The organism is Conexibacter sp. JCM 18997 (genome assembly GCF_055391915.1).
This window is the reverse complement of sequence record NZ_AP043885.1, coordinates 1,877,705-1,893,849: the sequence shown is the minus strand read 5'-3', so window position 1 is coordinate 1,893,849 and position 16,145 is coordinate 1,877,705. Positions and strand designations below refer to the sequence as shown.

Below are 16,145 nucleotides of genomic sequence, written 5' to 3'. Positions count from 1 at the left end.
TCAGCCCTCGCCGGCGGAGATCACGCCGCCCGGGTAGCGGTCGAACACCTTGGGGTCGTGGATCGGAACGATGTGGTCCGCGGTGCGCAGCACACGGGCGTTGACGGCCAGTGCCTCCTCGAAGCTCTCACACAGCCCGAGCATCCGACCCTCTTCGACGTTCTCGTAGTAGAAGAACGAGTCGGAGATCGCCACGACGCCCGCGGCGGTGTCGACCTCGACGACCATCGACTCGCGGTGGTGCGCCCCCGACCACCACGTCCGCAGACCGGGCGCGATCTGATCCTCGTCGGAAAGCAGGCGGACCCGGTCCCAACTCGCGGTGACCAGGTCGACGAGCGTCGCTTCGGGGAAGGAGCGCCAGCGCTGGTCGTGCGGGTGCTCGTGCGTCGTGTGGAAGTGCACCCACCCGCGCCGAGTGACGCAGATCTGGGCCTGGGTGAACAAGTGCAGGGTCCCGGTCGTGTACAGCTCCAGCGGCGTCAGCAGCACGTGCGTGATGTCCTGCGGCGTCAGGCCGTGCTGCGCCAGTGCCGCGGGCAGGTGCTCGTTGTCCCGGCGCACCAGGTCGCCGTCCGGCCCTTCGTGCAGGTAGCGCATCTGGGGGAAGCGCTCACGGGCGTAGCCGTCCGTCTCGGGTGGCGAGGTGTTGACCAGGGCGATGATCCCGTGCCCCTGGATCAGGGTCACGTTGAAGGCCAGCGGAAGCTCCTGGCCCCAGTCGCTCATCCAGAAGACCTCGGGGCCGGAGATGCGCGACGAGCCGACGCTGAACACCCGCACGTCGAAGCAGGCCTCGCTCATGCGGTGGCCTCCTCGAGCGTCACGGGTTGGCCGGTGGCGATCGAGTCGTCGAGGGCCAGGGCGGCCGCCAGCGCGGCGCGCGCGTCGGTCAGCCCGACCGGCCACGGCTCGTCCGACCGCACGATGCGCAGGAAGTGCTCGTCCTGCGTGCGCAGGACGCCGGTCTGGACGCCGTGCACGGTGGCCAACCAGCCGGTCCGGGGGAAGCTCGGCGTGTCGCCGAAGATCGACACGGGCCCGGTCAGGTAGTCGGCGTAGGCGGCCCCAGCGCTGCCGACCACGGAGAAGCGGAAGTCCGACTGGACGCCGCGTTCGCTGGCCATGACCCAGTTGGCCTCCAAGGTGGCGACCGCTCCGCCGCGCATCCGCACGGTGGCGACGACGGCGTCGACGAGTCCCTCGCCGAGCACGCCCTGGCGGCTGGCCTCGGCGCTGACGCGCTCGATGTCACCGGCCAGCCAGCGCAGCAGATCGAGATCGTGCACGAGGACCTCGACCGCGAGGGTGGTGCGCGACGCGATGATGCGGCCCTCGAAGTCCGGCACGTTGCGCCGCGCAGCCAGGCTCACGACGCGTCCGATCTGGCCGCTGCTGACCGCGTCGTGCAGTGCGCCGTAGTCGGGATCGAAGCGCAGCGTGTGCCCGATGGCCAGCGGACGGCCGCTGCGCTCGGCGGCGACGATCATCGCGTCGGCGTCGGCGAGCGTGTGGGCGATCGGCTTCTCGCAGAAGACGGCCAGACCGCGTTCGAGCGCCCGCTCGCTGACGGTCCGGTGCAGGTGCTGCGGCGTGCAGACGAACACGGCCTCCAGGCCGTCGACGCTGAGCGCCTCGTCCAGGTCGGCGACGAGCGTGATGCCTTCCGGCACGTGCTGGGCCGCTTCGGGCGCGGGATCGCAGCAGACGACGACGTCGGCCAGGGGAGAGGAGCGCAGGGCGAGCAGGTGGGCCTGGCCGATCATCCCGACGCCGATCACCGCGCAGCGGATCGCGCTCATGCCAGGACCTCCAGTCGGTGGGCATCGACGGCGTCCTCGTCGAGCGCGACGCCGAGGCCAGGACCGCCGGGCGCACGGCCGCCGTCCCAGCCGACGAACGAGTGGTCGGCGACGAGGGCGTGCTCGAAGTACAGCGGTCCGATCAGGTCGCTCGGCACACGATCGCTGAGCGCGGGCGCGGCGGCCGCCGCGTGGGCGATCGCCGCCGCCCCGACGCCGAGCTCGAGGTTGCTGCCGAACGAGACGGTGAGCCCCAGTGACGCCGCGAGCGCGGCCAGCTGCACGCAGCGGGTCATGCCGCCGCACTTGCCGGGGTACAGGCTGACGACGTCGAAGGCTCCGGTCCGCGCGGCGCGCAGGACATCGTGCACGGTCCAGATCGATTCGTCGCCGACGGTCGGGATGCTCGTGCGGCTGCGCAGATCGGCCGTCTGGCGCCAGGCCGCGCGGGGGAGCGGCTGCTCGACGCCCACGACATCCAGCGCCTCCAGGCTTGGCAGCGCGGCGCCCGCGCCAGCGGCGTCCCAGCCCTCGTTGGCATCGACGGTGATCGGCACCAGCGGCCCGATCACGTCGCGCACCGCGGCGACCCGCTCGATGTCGCCGGCGACGTCGAGCCCGACCTTGACCTTGACCGCCCGGGCGCCACGCTCGACCGCGGTGGCCGCCATCTGCGCAACGACCTCGACGGGGCGGGCGGGCAGCACGATCCGGGTCGGGATCCGTTCGCGTAGCGCGCCGCCGAGCAGCGTCGAGACGGACGTGCCGACGGTGTGCCCGAGCGCGTCGAGGCAGGCCATCTCCAGGCCGGCGCGCAGGAACGGCCGCCCCCGCACCGCCTTGTCCAGGCGCGCGCCGATCAGCGCCCACGAGCGCACATCGGCACCGACCAGCAGCGGCTGGAGGCGGTCACGCACCAGGCTGGCGGTGCCGGCCCACTCCTCGCCGTTCCAGCGTGGTTCACAGGTGACCTCGCCGAGCCCGAGCACGCCATCCTCGGTCCACAGGCGCAGCAGCACGTAGTCGCTGTGGGCCACCTCACCGTGCGACGTACGCGGCAGCAGGTCGGGGCGCCGGGGCACCCGGACGGGCACCGCTTCGATCGATCGGATGCGGATCGGGTCGGCGCTGGTCATCGGTCCTCGCGGTAGCGCTCGAGCATGTCGGGATCGAGCTCCACCCCGAGGCCGGGACCGTCGGGTGCCGCGGCCGAGCCAGCCTGGATGGTCAGCGGCTCGGCCAGCAGGTCGGCCTCGTAGTAGAACGGGCTGATGATGTCGCACGGGACCACGTCGTCGGCGAGGCCGGGCACGGCCGAGGCGAGGTGCAGATGGGCGCTGAGGCCGATGCCCAGTTCGAGGTTGCTGCCGATCGTCCAGCCCAGCCCGGCCGCGTGGGCGATCGTGGCGATCCGCCGGCTGCCCGCGATCCCGCCGGCCATGCCGCTGTAGATCGACAGGACATCGGCGGCGTCCGCGCGCACGACCGACAGCGCGTCCTCGTCGGTCCCGACCGACTCGTCGGCGACGATCGGGACGAGCGAGGACCGGCGCAGCTCGGCCATGCCGGCAAGGTCCGCCGTGGCCAGCGGCTGCTCGACGAACGCGACGTCGTGCTCGGTCAGCGCGGCGATGGCCTGGCGCGCCTGCGCCCGTGACCAGCCGCCGTTGGCGTCGACGCCGAGCCACACGTCGGGTCCGATCGCCGCACGCACGGCGGCGACGCGGGCCAGATCGCCCGCGACGTCCAGGCCGACCTTGACCTTCATCGCCGAGAACCCCTGCTCGACCGCCCAGGCGGCGATCTCGGCGGCCGCGTCGGGCGGGCGGCCGGAGACCGAGAACTTCGTCCGTACGCGGTCGCGCAGCCGACCGCCCAGGAGCTGGTAGACCGGCACGCCGGCCGCTTTGCCGGCGATGTCCCACGCGGCCATCTCGACCCCGGCCTTGGCGAAACGATTGGCGGCCAGCGCGCCATCCATCGCGCCGATCAGGCGCTCGATGTCCCGGGGGTCCTGACCGGTGATGGCGGGCGCGAGGTACGTCGCGATCGCGTGGGCCGCGATCACCGAGTCCTCGCCGCTCCAGTTGGGCGTGCACGACGCCTCACCCAGCCCGGTCAGTCCTTCGTCGGTGTGAACGCGGACGAGGAGGAAGGGCGAACGGGCGTGGGAGCCGCGCGCGCCGCTGACCGCGCGCGCCGGGACGATGGGCACGGACACAGGGATGGTCTCGACGGCCGTGACCTTCATCGGGGTGTGCCGCCTGACGGTCCGCACGCATCGGCAAATCGCTCGATCGCCGTGGCGACGGCGGTGATCGCGATCGCCAGATGCTGCCGGCCATCCGTCAATCGGCCGGCGGCGGGGGAGTCCGACCAGCCGTCGATGCTGGCCCAGCTGTCGCGGAGGGCCATCGTCAGCGGCTCGTCGAACGTATAGCGCCCGGGTCCATCCGGTCGCTGCGGCGGGTCGACGACCAGGTCGGGACGCAGGGCCAGGACCACTCCGGTCTCGAACGCGCCTGCGTGGCCCGGCAGGTTGCCGTGCTCCAACGCGCCGGCGGCGATCAGATCCGCGGCCGCGAGGTGCCACCAGGACGCGGCGGCGGTATCGATGTCGTGCACGAGCGCGAGGTCCTGCGCGGCCTGGACCACGACATGATGGTTGCCGCCGTGGCCGTTGAGCAGGAACAGGCGCCGGAAGCCGGAGGCCACGAGGGATGCGCCCAGGTCGGCCAGCACCGCCAGCAGCGTTGCCGTCGACAGCGATGCGGTCGCGCCGAACGGGAGGTGATGCGCCGAGCAGCCGTAGGGCAACACTGGGGCCACGACCACCGGCACCCGATCCGCGACGGCCTCCGCTGCACCGCGGGCGACGGCCTCGACGTGCAGCGTGTCGGTGCTCAGCGGCAGGTGCGGTCCGTGTTGTTCGGTGGCTCCGATCGGCAGCAGCACGATGCCGCCGGCCTGGGCGATCGCCGTGGCCTCCTGGCGCCGCAGCTCCGCGAGCAGAACGGTCACTGGATCGCGCGCGGGGACTGCTGCGCGTCGGGGTGGGTGCGGGCCAGCCACTCCAGCGCGATCGCCGCGCGCCGGACGCGCTCGCGTCCCGTGGCAATCGCCTCGGCGCGGACGTGTCCGCCTGAGGGATAGGCGGGCGCCGCGTTGCGCAGGCCGAACTTCACGTACAAGGGGGCTCCAACGCTGATGAAGTCGCCCATCTCGTTGCCGCGCACGATGCCGCCCATGCCGTCGGGGGCCTCGAGGTACAGGTCGATCGGAATCGTGACATGGGCGCGCAGGTCGGCCAGCTCGGCCACGGTCAGGTCGCTGACCACGTTGATCGTGCCGGCGCCGAGCTGTTCCAGGACCCGCAGTGTGGCGGGATTGGAGGGGGCCAGGTAGGCCGACACCTTCCACACGCACTCAGCCGGCAGCTCCCCGCGTGAGCGCAGTTCGGTCAGCAGAGACAGCAGGCCGATGTCGGCGACCAGAAAGCTGCGGATGCCCGCCTCGACCGCCCGGAACACGTCTTCCAGCGCGAAGCTCAGCCCGCGCACGCCGCGCAGCGCGCCGAACTGGGCGGCGCCGATGTCCGAGCGGCTGAACGCGCCGATGTCCCACTCCGCCCGGGGCCCCACGAACAGCGCCAGCTCGACGCCGGCCTGCGCCGCGAGCTCGACCATCTCACGCAGCTCGCTCTCGGTCAGCAGCATGGCTCCGCTGCCCTGGGAGATGCGGTTGAGCGTCACCCCGTGCTCGTCGGCGGCCTCGAGCACGGCGGCCAGCGCCTGTGGACCTTCGACGCTGGGGATCTCGATGCGAAACGCGCCCCCGTCGGGGAAGCGCGCGGTGCTCGGTGGCGGAGCCGCGACGGTCGGGCGAACGCCCAGCGCGGCGAGGGATGAATCGGCCTTCATCGTGCGGGCTCGAACGACTTGGCGGCGGCCCGCTTGAGGTGGTCTTCCATGCTGCTGCTGGCGCGCTCGGGATCTCCGGCGGCGATCGCATCGGTGATCTGGGCGTGCATGTCCACGAGGAGGTCGAGCTCGCTCTCGGTGATGCTCGAGCTCGACCATGCCGTAGAGAGGTCGCCGTTGACCTGACGGACCACCTGACGCAGGACCTCGTTGCCGGAGGCCTGGGCGATCACGTCGTGGAACTCTCGATCGACGCGCAGGAACGCGTCGAGGTCGTGGTCGGGCGCCGCGGCGATCGCGCGCAGCTGGTCGATCAGGTCGCGCAGCTGTTGGACCTGCTCGGCGCTGGCGCGCGCGGCGGCGCGGGCAGCGGAGCTGGTCTCCAGGATCTGGCGCATCTCGTAGAGCTGCACGGCCAGCTCTCCGCCGCGACCTTCGAGGCGGAACGCTTCCTGCAGCAGCGGATCGAGCACGTTCCACTGCGTCTCGGACTGCACCACGGTGCGCTTGCCCTGCTGGGCGTGGATGAGGCCGAGCGCGACCAACGCTCGCATGGCCTCGCGGATGGTGGGCTTGGAGACGCTGAACGTCATCGACAGCTCCTGCTCGGAGGCCAGCGCGTCGCCCACCGCCAGGTCCCCGCGCACGATCTCCTGTGCGAGGTGCAGGACGAGCTGGTCGCTGAGCGTGACACGGGCCAGACCCGCGGGGACAGTGGGTCGCGACCGACGACCCGACGTGCGGTGAAGGGCTTCCATAGTGCGCAGCTTACTTACTACCCAACTCCCTTGACAAGTTGGCAACCAGGTTCCTAGGATCACCGCTCCACATGACCGACCATTAGGGGCGAACGATGGACCGGCGAGCACGAGCAGGAACGGATTCAGGAGGACCGCAGCAACGGCGACAGATCGGTCGGGGTCTGCTGTCGGTGGCCGCGGTGATGGCCGTCACGGCCGTGGTGAGCGCATGCGGCAGTGACTCCGACGGCGGCACCACGTCGTCGGCGAGCACGGCAGCGGCCGGCACGTCGACCGCGACGGAGACCACTGCGGCAGCGCCGGTCAGCGCCGACGCGTGCAAGGGCAAGTCGCTGAACTTCATCGGCCTGGCCGGCGAGGAGGGGGAGAAGGAGCTGAAGGACTGGCGCGCCGCGCAGGACATGCAGCTGAAGGTCAACAACAACGCGGACTGGGGCCAGCTGATCGGCGCGATCAAGGTCGGCCAGCCGTACGACCTCAACACGATCCCGGTGCTCGAGGGCCAGCGGATGATCAAGGCCGGCGTCGTCCAGCCGATCGACACGTCCAAGCTGAAGAACTGGGACAAGATCGTGCCCGCGTTGCGGGAGTCGCCCGCCATTCGCGGTGAGGACGGAAAGATCTACGGCGTCCCGATCATCTGGGGCGACGGGCCGTACGTCTACGCGCCGGACCGGGTCGACACCCCGCCGACCTCGATCATGGAGCTGCTGCAGCCGGAGTGGAAGGGCCGCTACACGATGTTCGACGACCCCGGCCTGCCCTTCTTCATGATCGCCGACGCGATGGGCTTCGACCCGCCGAACCTGACCACCGAGCAGCTCGGGCAGGTCAAGGAGAAGGTCAAGGAGCTGGTCGACAACGCGGCCGCGTTCCAGGCCTCCTACCAGGACGCCACGGATCGCATGGTCGCCGGTGACGTGGACCTGGCCATCGGAGGCTGGGAGGCGATGCTCGGGTTCGCCAAGGACAAGGGTGCCAAGCTCGACTACAAGTTCTTCGACGAGAGCAAGGGCGGCGGGTACTTCGACGGGATGGCCATCCCGTCGACGGCCGAGAACCCCGAATGCGCGCTGGCCTACATCGACGAGCTGATCTCGCCGGAGGCCAACGCCGCGCTCGCGACGAACCTCACGTCGGGGGCGGCCAACGCGGACTCCGTGCCGCTGCTGGGCAAGTCGGCCCAGGTCTACGACTACGACCTGGTGTCCAAGCCCACCGGTGGCATCGACTTCGTGGCGTACTACCCGCCCGAGGAGGCCAAGGACGGCTACGCATCGCTGAAGGACTGGCAGGACGCCTGGGCCGAGGTCAAGGCTGGCTGATGGCCGGGCCGGTCGCGTCCGTCGTGGATCGATGACAACGGACGCGACCGCGTCCAGGGCCCTGGCCCACCCGCCGCGCTCCGCTCCCTGGAGCCGGCGGGTGGTCCCGGCCGTGCAGCTGGCGCCGGTGACGCTGTTCTACGCGGTCTTCTTCCTGGTGCCGCTGGGGATCCTCGTCGCCTACAGCTTCGCGACGTTCTCCGACTACCAGACGACGTGGCACCTGACGTTCGCCAACTACCGCGAGGTGGTGGAGAGCGACGTCTTCCGCAAGCTGTTCGTTCGCACGATCCGCTACGCGGCGATCGTGTCGATCATCGTCATCGCGCTGGCCTATCCGTTCGCCTACGCGCTGACGTTCATCTTCCCCCGGCGCGCACAGGTCCTGTACTTCCTGGTGCTGGTCAGCCTGTTCGGCGGGTTCCTCGTGCGCGTGTACTCCTGGCGGACGATGCTCGGCGACCAGGGTCTGCTCAACCAGGGCCTGATGTCCCTCGGCGTCATCGACGAGCCGATCAAGGCCTTCCTCAACAGCGGCTACGCGATCGTCATCGTGCTGGTCAACTTCCTGCTCCCGCTCGGCGTGCTGCCGATCTACAACGCGATGCAGAACGTTCCCGCCGGGCTCATCGAGGCCTCGCGGGACCTCGGGGGCGGCCGACTGACGACGCTGCGGCGCGTCGTGCTGCCACTGACCATGCGTGGTGTCGCCGCGGCGTTCGCGTTCACCTTCATCGCCACCGCGGCGGAGTGGGTCACACCGCAGCTGGTGGGCGGCACGCACGACCAGTTCGTCGGCAACGCGATCCAGTATCAGTTCGGCACCGCGATCAACTGGCCACTGGGCGCCGCGTTGGCGCTGTCGCTGATCGTCGCCGTGGTGGTCATCGTCGGGCTCGTGGTCGGCGCCGTGCGGCTGGTGACGCGATGAGGGTTGGTCGCGGCAGCCGCATCGCCTTCGGGATCCTGGTCGGGGCCGTGCTGGTCTACCTGTTCGTCCCGCTGGCGCTCATGTTCCTGTTCGCCTTCAACGACTCGCCGCGCCTGACGTTCCCCATCGAGGGGCTGTCGTCGCGGTGGTTCACCGGGTTGCTGGACGACGACGAGTTCCTCGACGCGCTGCGGCGCACGCTTCTGGTCGCCACCGCGACCGCCATCGGGAGCGGGCTGCTCGCGCTCCTGGGGGCGTTGGGACTGGTGCGGATGGGTCCTCGGGTCCGGGCCATCGCGCTGACCGCAGCAGCGATCCCGCTCGCGTTCCCGCTGCTGCTCTACGCACTGGGCCTGGCGTTCTTCTACCACCAGATCGGCGTGGGCTTCTCGCTCTGGGCCACGATCGCGGGCCACATCGTCGTGGCCATGCCGTTCGCGTTCTTGATCATCGGCGCCGCGCTGGAGCGCTTCCGCTTCTCGCTGCTGGAGGCTGCGCGCGATCTCGGCGCGGGCCCGTGGTACGCATTTCGGACGATCACGCTGCCGGCGATCCTGCCTGCGGTCATCGGCTCGATGCTGCTGGCCGGCGCGCTGTCGGCCGACGAGTTCGTCATCGCGTTCTTCACGGCCGGGCAGTCGAAGACGCTGCCGATGCTGCTCTACGGCCGCCTCAACCTCGGCGTGACCCCGGCGCTCAACGCCGTCGGTGTCGTGCTGTTGGCCATCACCGTCGTGCTGGCGCTCTTCGCCGCGCGTCGCACCTCGCGACTGGAGACCCAATGACCGCGCCCGAGCCATCCGCGGCGATCGAGCTCGAAGGCGTCGCCCGGCGCTTCGGAGAGGTCGTCGCCGTCCGGGACGTGTCGCTGACCATTCGGGAGGGCGAGTTCTTCTCGCTGCTCGGGCCCAGCGGCTGTGGCAAGACGACGTTGCTGCGGATGGTGGCCGGGTTCGAATGGCCTGACGCCGGCCGAATCCTGCTGCAAGGCGAGGACATGACCCGGCGCCCGCCCAACAAGCGTGCGGTCAACACGGTCTTCCAGAGCTACGAGCTGTTCCCGCACATGTCGGTGGCCGACAACGTGGCCTACGGCCTGCGCGTCCAGCGCGTGCCGAAGGCCCAACGCGCCGAGCGCGTCTCCGAGATGCTCGAGATCGTTGGCGTCGGCGGCTTCGAAGGGCGCCGGGCCGATCAGCTGTCGGGCGGCCAGAAGCAGCGCGTGGCGTTGGCTCGCGCGCTGGTCAACCAGCCCCGCGTGCTGCTGCTCGACGAACCGCTGTCAGCGCTGGACGTGAAGCTGCGCAAGCGGATGCAGCTGGAGCTCAAGGCGATCCAGCACCGGATCGGCACGACGTTCATCTACGTCACGCACGATCAGGAGGAGGCGCTCTTCCTGTCGGACCGCATCGGGATCATGTCCGACGGCGAGCTCCTGCAGGTCGGGGCGCCACAGGACATCTACGAGCGCCCGGCGACCCGGTTCGTCGCGGACTTCGTCGGCAACCTCAACGAGATCGAGGCCGTGGCCGACACCGTGGCCGACGGGCGGGCCACCTGCCGCTTGGGCGACGGTCAGGTGCTGACGGCCGATGTCGGCGACGAGATCGTGGCGGGCAGCCGGATGCGGGTTGCCGTACGACCCGAGCGGATTCGCCTGCACCGCGCGCCCGGTCCCGATCCAGGAGACGTCGACAGCCGCGTCACCGGGGTGGTCGAGACCGTCGTCTACCTGGGACCCAACACCCAGTACGTCGTCGCCACGGGGCCGCTGGGCACCGTCGTGGTCAGCGAGCTCAGCGACCCGGCCCGCGAACCGGTCACCGTCGGCGACGCCGTCGCGCTCGTGTGGGCCACGGACGCGTCGATCGTGCTGGCCGGCGAGGTCGAGGCATGACCGACGTCGCGCTTGCGCCGGACGTTCCGCAGCGGACGTTCGCGCGGGACGTCGCTCCGCTGGCCACGATCGCGCCGGGCACGAGCGTCACGTTCGACACGCTGGACGCGCGCGCGGGCGCACTGCTGGACCGCGAGCCGGGGGTCTCCTTCGCGTTGCCCCGGCCAGAGCCCGGCACGTCCAACCCGCTGACCGGGCCGCTGGCAGTGGCCGGTGCCCGGCCGGGAGACCGTCTGGTGATCACGGTCGAGGCGATCGAACTCGGCCCGCTGGGCTGGTGCGGCGGACACGCGCACGTCAACCCGCTGCCCGAAGGCCGGGTCCCGCGCTCGTTGGCCCGGGTCTGCACCATCGGGCCCGCCGGCGTGGACTTCGGTGACGGGGTCGTCCTGGCGCCGACGCCGATGATCGGGTGCCTGGGTGTCGCTCCGGCGGACGGCGCCCGCGATGCCGGTACGGCCGGGCCGCACGGCGGCAACCTCGATCAGCGTCCGCTTGGCGTCGGCGCCCGCGTCCACCTGCCGGTGTTCGTCGACGATGCGCTGCTCTACGCCGGCGACGTGCACGCGGTGCAGGGGGACGGAGAGCTGTCCGGCGTCGCGCTCGAATGCCCGGCGACCGTGCGCCTGCGCGTGGAGCTGGAGCCCGGTGGCGCCCCGACCTGGCCGTGGATCGAGACGGCCGACCGGGTGATGGTGCTGACTGCCTCCGCCACGTTCGAAGCGGCCCGGGAGCTGGCCGTCGACGCCGCCGCGCGCGCGCTGGAGGACCAGCTGGATCTCGAGCCCGCCGAGGCACTGGCGCTGTTGTCGCTGGTCGGTGACCTGCGCGTCGGCCAGGCCTACGGCGGCCCGCAGCTGACCTTGCGCCTGGAGCTGCCCACGAGCCTCGGGGTGCGCCCCGCATGACTTCCGTCGCACACAACGAGAGGACGGTCCCATGGCCCACGTCATGACGGTCCGCGGTCCCGTGGACCCGTCGGACATCGGACAGACGCTGACCCACGAGCACGTGTTCTGGAGCGCCGAGCAGTTCTTCGACCCGTCGGAGCTGCACGACCCCGAGCTGGGCACGCTCCCGATGGAGCCGCGCTTCGGCGGGCTGTCGCGCTGGAACGGCTCGTCGTTTCGCGACAACCTGCGCCAGCTGCCCGACCAGGACTACGCGCTGATCGCCGACGAGGTGCGCGAGTTCCTCGACGCCGGCGGCAACTGCATCGTGGAGCTGACGCTGGAGGGCATCCATCCGTTCCCGGAGGCGCTACGACAGATCGCGGAGGACCTGGACTTCCACATCGTCGAAGGCGTGGGCTTCTACGTGGCGGCCACGCACCCCGACTGGCTGGCGGACGCCAGCGTCGAGCAGATCGAGGCGCACCTGCTGGCCGAGGTCCGCGAGGGCGTCCAGCGCTCGGGCGTCCTGCCGGGGATCATCGGCGAGCTGGGCACCTCCGAGCAGCTGACCGACAGCGAGGAGCGGGTGCTGCGGGCCGGCGCCCGCGTGGCCGGCCAGACCGGCCTTCCGATCAACATCCACTGCCATCCACCGGAGCTGGAGGTGGTGCTGCGTGTCCTGGACGTGCTCGAGGAGGAGGGCCACGACCTGACCCACACCTCGCTGTCGCATCTGGACGAGATCACCGACCTCGACTACCACGAGACCGTGCTGCAGCGCGGGGTGATCACCGGCTTCGACAGCTTCGGTCAGGACGGCTACTTCGAGCCGACCTGGAAGTCGCTCAGCGACCACGAGAAGGCCAGCACGATGGTCGCACTGATCCAGCGCGGCTACGAGGACCAGCTCGTGGTCTCCCAGGACATGGGCAAGAAGCACTACCTGCAGCGCTTCGGCGGGATGGGCTACGACCACGTGCTGCGGCGGGTTGTGCCGCGGCTGCGCGAGCATCACGGGGTCAGCGAGGCGCAGATCGAGAAGCTGCTGGTCGACAACCCACGGCGGCTGCTGACGATCGCCGGGGGTGCCGCATGAAGACCGCGACAGAGCTGGCGCGGGCGGTCGCCGACGCGGTCGACCCGGCGCGCGTCGAGGAGGTGGCGGTCGCGCTATGCCGCGCCCGACAGCCGGGCGGTGACCAGGAGGAGGAGCGCGCGCGCGTCCTGCAGGGTCTGCTCGACGCCGACGGCATCGAGGTCGAGCTCGATTGGGTGCTGCCCAACCGGCCGAACCTGATCGCCCGGGTCCGTGGTCGTGGGGACGGGCCGGGCATCCTGCTCAACGGGCACCTCGATGCCGCCTACCACCCGGGACACTGGTCCCGCGACCCGCACGAGCCGTGGAAGGAGGGCGACCGTCTGTTCGGCGGCGCGATCACCGACATGCTCGGCGGCGTGGCCTCCATGGCCGTGGCGCTGGAGGCCGTGGCCCGGCTGGGCCCGCCGCCCGGTGACGTGGTGCTGCTGGCCTCGATGCACCACGACACGATCGGCTTGGGCGTCAAGTACGCGCTGTCGAGCGAGCACGACTTCCCGCGGTTCGGGATCAACGGTGAGCCATCCCAGCTGGCGGTCCACACGGCCAACGGCGGCGCGATCAAGTTCGTCATCCACCTGGAGGGGCGGTTGGCGCACGTGTCCCGCCGCGAGGAGGGCATCGACGCGCTGGCCGCGGCCGTCGACGTGTGCACGGCGCTGCGTGACCTGGTTCCCACCCACACACCCGAGCCGCGCCTGCCCGACCTGCCCATGCTGCACGTGGGCGTGTTCGAGTCCGGCTTCGCCGGCGGATGCGTGGCCGACGGCGCGACGATCAGCGGCGACATTCGCACGGTGCCGACGATGACGCGCGCGTCGGTTCGCGCCGACCTCGAGCAGCTGCTGGCCAGGGTGGTCCCGGCCGACGTCCCGTGGCGCCTGGACCTGACCGCCGTGCAGCGCGCGTACATGGGCCCCCAGGACGGCGCCCTCATGGACGCGATGGTCGCCGCGCACGAGGCGGCGACGGGCCGATCGCTGGTCGTCTCCGACGCTCTGCCGGTGCAGGCGTTCGTCACCGATACGGCGGACATGCAGGCGCTCGGCGTCGAGAGCCTGATCTACGGACCGGCGGATTGGCACTACGTGCCCGACGAGTCCGTGGAGGTCGCCGAGCTGGCGGCGGCGGCCCGCGCCTACGCCCTGCTCGGCCTGACGTTCCTGGGGGAGGCGACGGTGTGATCGTCGACTGCCACTCCCACGTGATGTGGTACCCCGACCACATCGGCAAGCGCTACGCCGAGGAGGCGCTGGCCAGCAAGCTTGTCAAGCTGGAGATGTCCGGGGGTGCGGCCCACTCGGCGCGGCTGGACCTGCACTCCTACGACTCCCATCCGGAGGACCACTGGGCCGCGTCCGAGGGCGCGGACCGCGTCGTCGTGTTCGGGCTGCAGGCGAAGGCCGTCGGGGTGTGGATCCCCAACGAGGTGGTGGCCGACTACGTGGCCACCCACCCCGAGAAGCTCGTCGGCTGGGCCTCGGTCGACCCTAACGAGCGCGACTGCGTGGCCCAGCTGGACCACGCAGTGCAGGAGCTCGGGCTGCGCGGGCTGAAGCTCGGGCCGCCCTATCAGCACTTCGATCCCTCCGACCGCCGCCACTGGCCGCTGTACCAGCGGTGCGCCGAGCTCGACCTGCCGATCATGTGGCACCAGGGGACGACGTTCCCCAGCGAGGCCAAGCTGCGCGTGGCCAACCCGCTGCTGCTCGAGGACGTGGCGATGGACTTCCCGTCGCTGCGGATGATCATCGCCCACCTTGGCCACCCGTGGGAGGAGGACGCGATCGCGCTCGTGCGCAAGTGTCCCAACCTGTACATGGACATCTCCGCGGTGCACTACCGGCCCTGGCGCTACTGGCAGGCGATGATCAGCGCGATGGAGTACGGCGTCGCGCACAAGCTGCTGCTCGGCTCGGACTTCCCCTCGGCGACCGTGGCCAACGTGATCGACGGCCTGCGGCGGGTCAACGATCCGGTGGAGGGGACCGGCATGCCCCGCTTCCCGGTCGAGCTGCAGGACCGGATCATCCACGAGAACTGGAAGAGCTTCTTCCCGGAGTGGGCATGAGCGCTCACGCCAACCTGGTCGGCGGGGCGTGGGTCGACGCGCCCGACAGCGCGCCCAACGTCAACCCGTCCGACGTGACCGACGTGATCGGCATCTACGGCCGTGCCGACGCGGCACAGACGCAGGCCGCGATCGATGCGGCGCAGTCGGCGTTCCCGGCGTGGGCGCTCAGCGGCGTGGCCGAGCGCGCCGCAGCGCTCGACCGCATCGGCACGGAGCTGCTGGCGCGGTCCGACGAGCTGGGCGAGCTGCTGTCGCGCGAGGAGGGCAAGACGCGCGCCGAGGGCGTCGGCGAGGTGGCGCGGGCCGGGCAGATCTTCCGGTTCTTCGGCGGCGAGGCACTGCGCAACTCCGGCGAGCTCCTGGACTCCGTGCGGCCGGGCGTCGAGGTCGCGATCACGCGCGAGCCCGTCGGCCCCGTGGCGATCATCACGCCGTGGAACTTCCCGATCGCCATTCCAGCGTGGAAGATCGCCCCGGCGCTGGCCTTCGGCAACACGGTCGTCTTCAAGCCGGCCGAGCTTGTCCCCGGCAGCGCATGGGCGCTGAGCGAGATCATCTCCCGTAGCGGGCTGCCGCCCGGCGTCTTCAACCTCGTCAACGGCCCGGGGCGGGTGGTCGGTGAGGCGCTGGTCTCCTCGCCGGACATCGCGGCGGTGTCGTTCACGGGCTCGGCTGAGGTCGGTCGGCGCATTGCCGTGACCTGTGCCCAACGCGGCGCCCGGGTGCAGCTGGAGATGGGCGGCAAGAACCCGCTCGTCGTGCTCGACGACGCGGATCTTGGCGTCGCCGTCGAGGTCGCGGCGCAGGGCGCGTTCTTCTCCACGGGCCAGCGCTGCACGGCGTCGAGCCGGCTGATCGTCACCGAGGGGATCCACGACGCGTTCGTCGCCTGCCTGACCGTCCGACTGGACAGCCTGCGCGTCGACGACGCCAGGGCTGACGGCACCGACATCGGCCCGGTCGTCGATGCGACCCAGCTGGCGCAGGACCTCGACTATCTGGAGATCGCCCGTGCCGAGGGCGCCCGGCTGGTCGGCGGGCAGCGACTGGAGCGCCCGCGCGACGGCTTCTACCTGCAGCCCGCTCTGCTCGTGGAGGCCCACAACGACATGCGCAGCAGCCGTGAGGAGATCTTCGGCCCGGTGGCCTCCGTGATCGCGGTGTCCGACTACGACGAGGCGCTCGCGGTGGCCAACGACACGCCGTTCGGCCTGGTCGCAGGCATCGTCACGCGGTCGCTGCGTCACGCCGCGCACTTCCGCCGTCACGCCGAGGCGGGCATGGTGATGGTCAACCTGCCGACCGCGGGCGTCGACTTCCACGTGCCGTTCGGCGGTCGCAAGGGGTCCTCCTTCGGGCCGCGCGAGCAGGGCCGGTACGCGCGCGAGTTCTACACCAACGTCAAGACCACGTACGTCGCGCCGTGAGCGACGGGGAGCACATCCG

General features: G+C 71.0%; 16 protein-coding genes. 9 read left to right on the top strand and 7 right to left on the bottom strand.

Features of this window, described 5'->3' with window-relative positions; all coding sequences use genetic code 11:
* The 7 genes from ACZ5UI_RS09805 to ACZ5UI_RS09775 form a co-directional block, all read right to left on the bottom strand.
* The gene (locus ACZ5UI_RS09805) at positions 1–804 is read right to left on the bottom strand and encodes an MBL fold metallo-hydrolase (RefSeq protein ID WP_464196721.1); all 804 of its coding nucleotides are present in this window, start codon (positions 802–804) and stop codon (positions 1–3) included.
* Complete coding sequence (locus ACZ5UI_RS09800; RefSeq protein ID WP_464196719.1) at positions 801–1,802, bottom strand: Gfo/Idh/MocA family protein; 1,002 nt, start codon at positions 1,800–1,802, stop codon at positions 801–803. The genes ACZ5UI_RS09805 and ACZ5UI_RS09800 overlap by 4 nt, the downstream gene beginning before the upstream one ends.
* Positions 1,799–2,938 (bottom strand): mandelate racemase/muconate lactonizing enzyme family protein, encoded by a 1,140-nt coding sequence (locus ACZ5UI_RS09795; protein ID WP_464196717.1) that lies wholly within the window; start codon positions 2,936–2,938, stop codon positions 1,799–1,801. The genes ACZ5UI_RS09800 and ACZ5UI_RS09795 overlap by 4 nt, the downstream gene beginning before the upstream one ends.
* Positions 2,935–4,017 carry a mandelate racemase/muconate lactonizing enzyme family protein gene (locus ACZ5UI_RS09790; protein WP_464196715.1) on the bottom strand — a complete coding sequence of 361 codons (1,083 nt, stop codon included), beginning with the start codon at positions 4,015–4,017 and terminating at the stop codon, positions 2,935–2,937. Before ACZ5UI_RS09790 ends, ACZ5UI_RS09795 begins: the two co-directional genes overlap by 4 nt.
* Positions 4,018–4,049: 32 nt before the next feature.
* The gene (locus ACZ5UI_RS09785) at positions 4,050–4,757 is read right to left on the bottom strand and encodes a creatininase family protein (protein WP_464196713.1); all 708 of its coding nucleotides are present in this window, start codon (positions 4,755–4,757) and stop codon (positions 4,050–4,052) included.
* Between the two features lie 62 nt (positions 4,758–4,819).
* Positions 4,820–5,722: a hypothetical protein gene (locus ACZ5UI_RS09780; RefSeq protein ID WP_464196711.1), complete on the bottom strand. Its 903-nt coding sequence runs from the start codon at positions 5,720–5,722 to the stop codon at positions 4,820–4,822.
* Entirely contained in the window at positions 5,719–6,480 is a 762-nt protein-coding gene (locus ACZ5UI_RS09775; RefSeq protein ID WP_464196709.1) for a FadR/GntR family transcriptional regulator, read from the bottom strand. The genes ACZ5UI_RS09780 and ACZ5UI_RS09775 overlap by 4 nt, the downstream gene beginning before the upstream one ends.
* 173 nt (positions 6,481–6,653) lie before the next feature.
* Here ACZ5UI_RS09775 and ACZ5UI_RS09770 point away from each other — a divergent pair, with 173 nt between their 5' ends.
* The 9 genes from ACZ5UI_RS09770 to ACZ5UI_RS09730 all read left to right on the top strand — a co-directional run bounded on the left by ACZ5UI_RS09770 (position 6,654) and on the right by ACZ5UI_RS09730 (position 16,126).
* Positions 6,654–7,808 (top strand): ABC transporter substrate-binding protein, encoded by a 1,155-nt coding sequence (locus tag ACZ5UI_RS09770; RefSeq protein WP_464196707.1) that lies wholly within the window; start codon positions 6,654–6,656, stop codon positions 7,806–7,808.
* A gap of 100 nt (positions 7,809–7,908) precedes the next feature.
* A complete protein-coding gene (locus ACZ5UI_RS09765) occupies positions 7,909–8,739 on the top strand; it encodes an ABC transporter permease (protein WP_464196705.1) in 831 nt (276 codons plus the stop codon).
* Entirely contained in the window at positions 8,736–9,524 is a 789-nt protein-coding gene (locus ACZ5UI_RS09760; protein WP_464196703.1) for an ABC transporter permease, read from the top strand. The genes ACZ5UI_RS09765 and ACZ5UI_RS09760 overlap by 4 nt, the downstream gene beginning before the upstream one ends.
* Complete coding sequence (locus tag ACZ5UI_RS09755; protein ID WP_464196701.1) at positions 9,521–10,636, top strand: ABC transporter ATP-binding protein; 1,116 nt, start codon at positions 9,521–9,523, stop codon at positions 10,634–10,636. Before ACZ5UI_RS09760 ends, ACZ5UI_RS09755 begins: the two co-directional genes overlap by 4 nt.
* Positions 10,633–11,544 (top strand): acetamidase/formamidase family protein, encoded by a 912-nt coding sequence (locus ACZ5UI_RS09750; RefSeq protein WP_464196699.1) that lies wholly within the window; start codon positions 10,633–10,635, stop codon positions 11,542–11,544. The genes ACZ5UI_RS09755 and ACZ5UI_RS09750 overlap by 4 nt, the downstream gene beginning before the upstream one ends.
* A 31-nt stretch (positions 11,545–11,575) precedes the next feature.
* Entirely contained in the window at positions 11,576–12,625 is a 1,050-nt protein-coding gene (locus tag ACZ5UI_RS09745) for a phosphotriesterase family protein (RefSeq protein ID WP_464196697.1), read from the top strand.
* Complete coding sequence (locus ACZ5UI_RS09740) at positions 12,622–13,809, top strand: M20 family metallopeptidase (protein WP_464196695.1); 1,188 nt, start codon at positions 12,622–12,624, stop codon at positions 13,807–13,809. Before ACZ5UI_RS09745 ends, ACZ5UI_RS09740 begins: the two co-directional genes overlap by 4 nt.
* Complete coding sequence (locus ACZ5UI_RS09735; protein ID WP_464196693.1) at positions 13,806–14,696, top strand: amidohydrolase family protein; 891 nt, start codon at positions 13,806–13,808, stop codon at positions 14,694–14,696. The genes ACZ5UI_RS09740 and ACZ5UI_RS09735 overlap by 4 nt, the downstream gene beginning before the upstream one ends.
* On the top strand, positions 14,693–16,126 hold the full coding sequence (locus ACZ5UI_RS09730; protein ID WP_464196691.1) for an aldehyde dehydrogenase family protein: 1,434 nt from the start codon (positions 14,693–14,695) through the stop codon (positions 16,124–16,126). Before ACZ5UI_RS09735 ends, ACZ5UI_RS09730 begins: the two co-directional genes overlap by 4 nt.
* Positions 16,127–16,145: the final 19 nt, after the last annotated feature.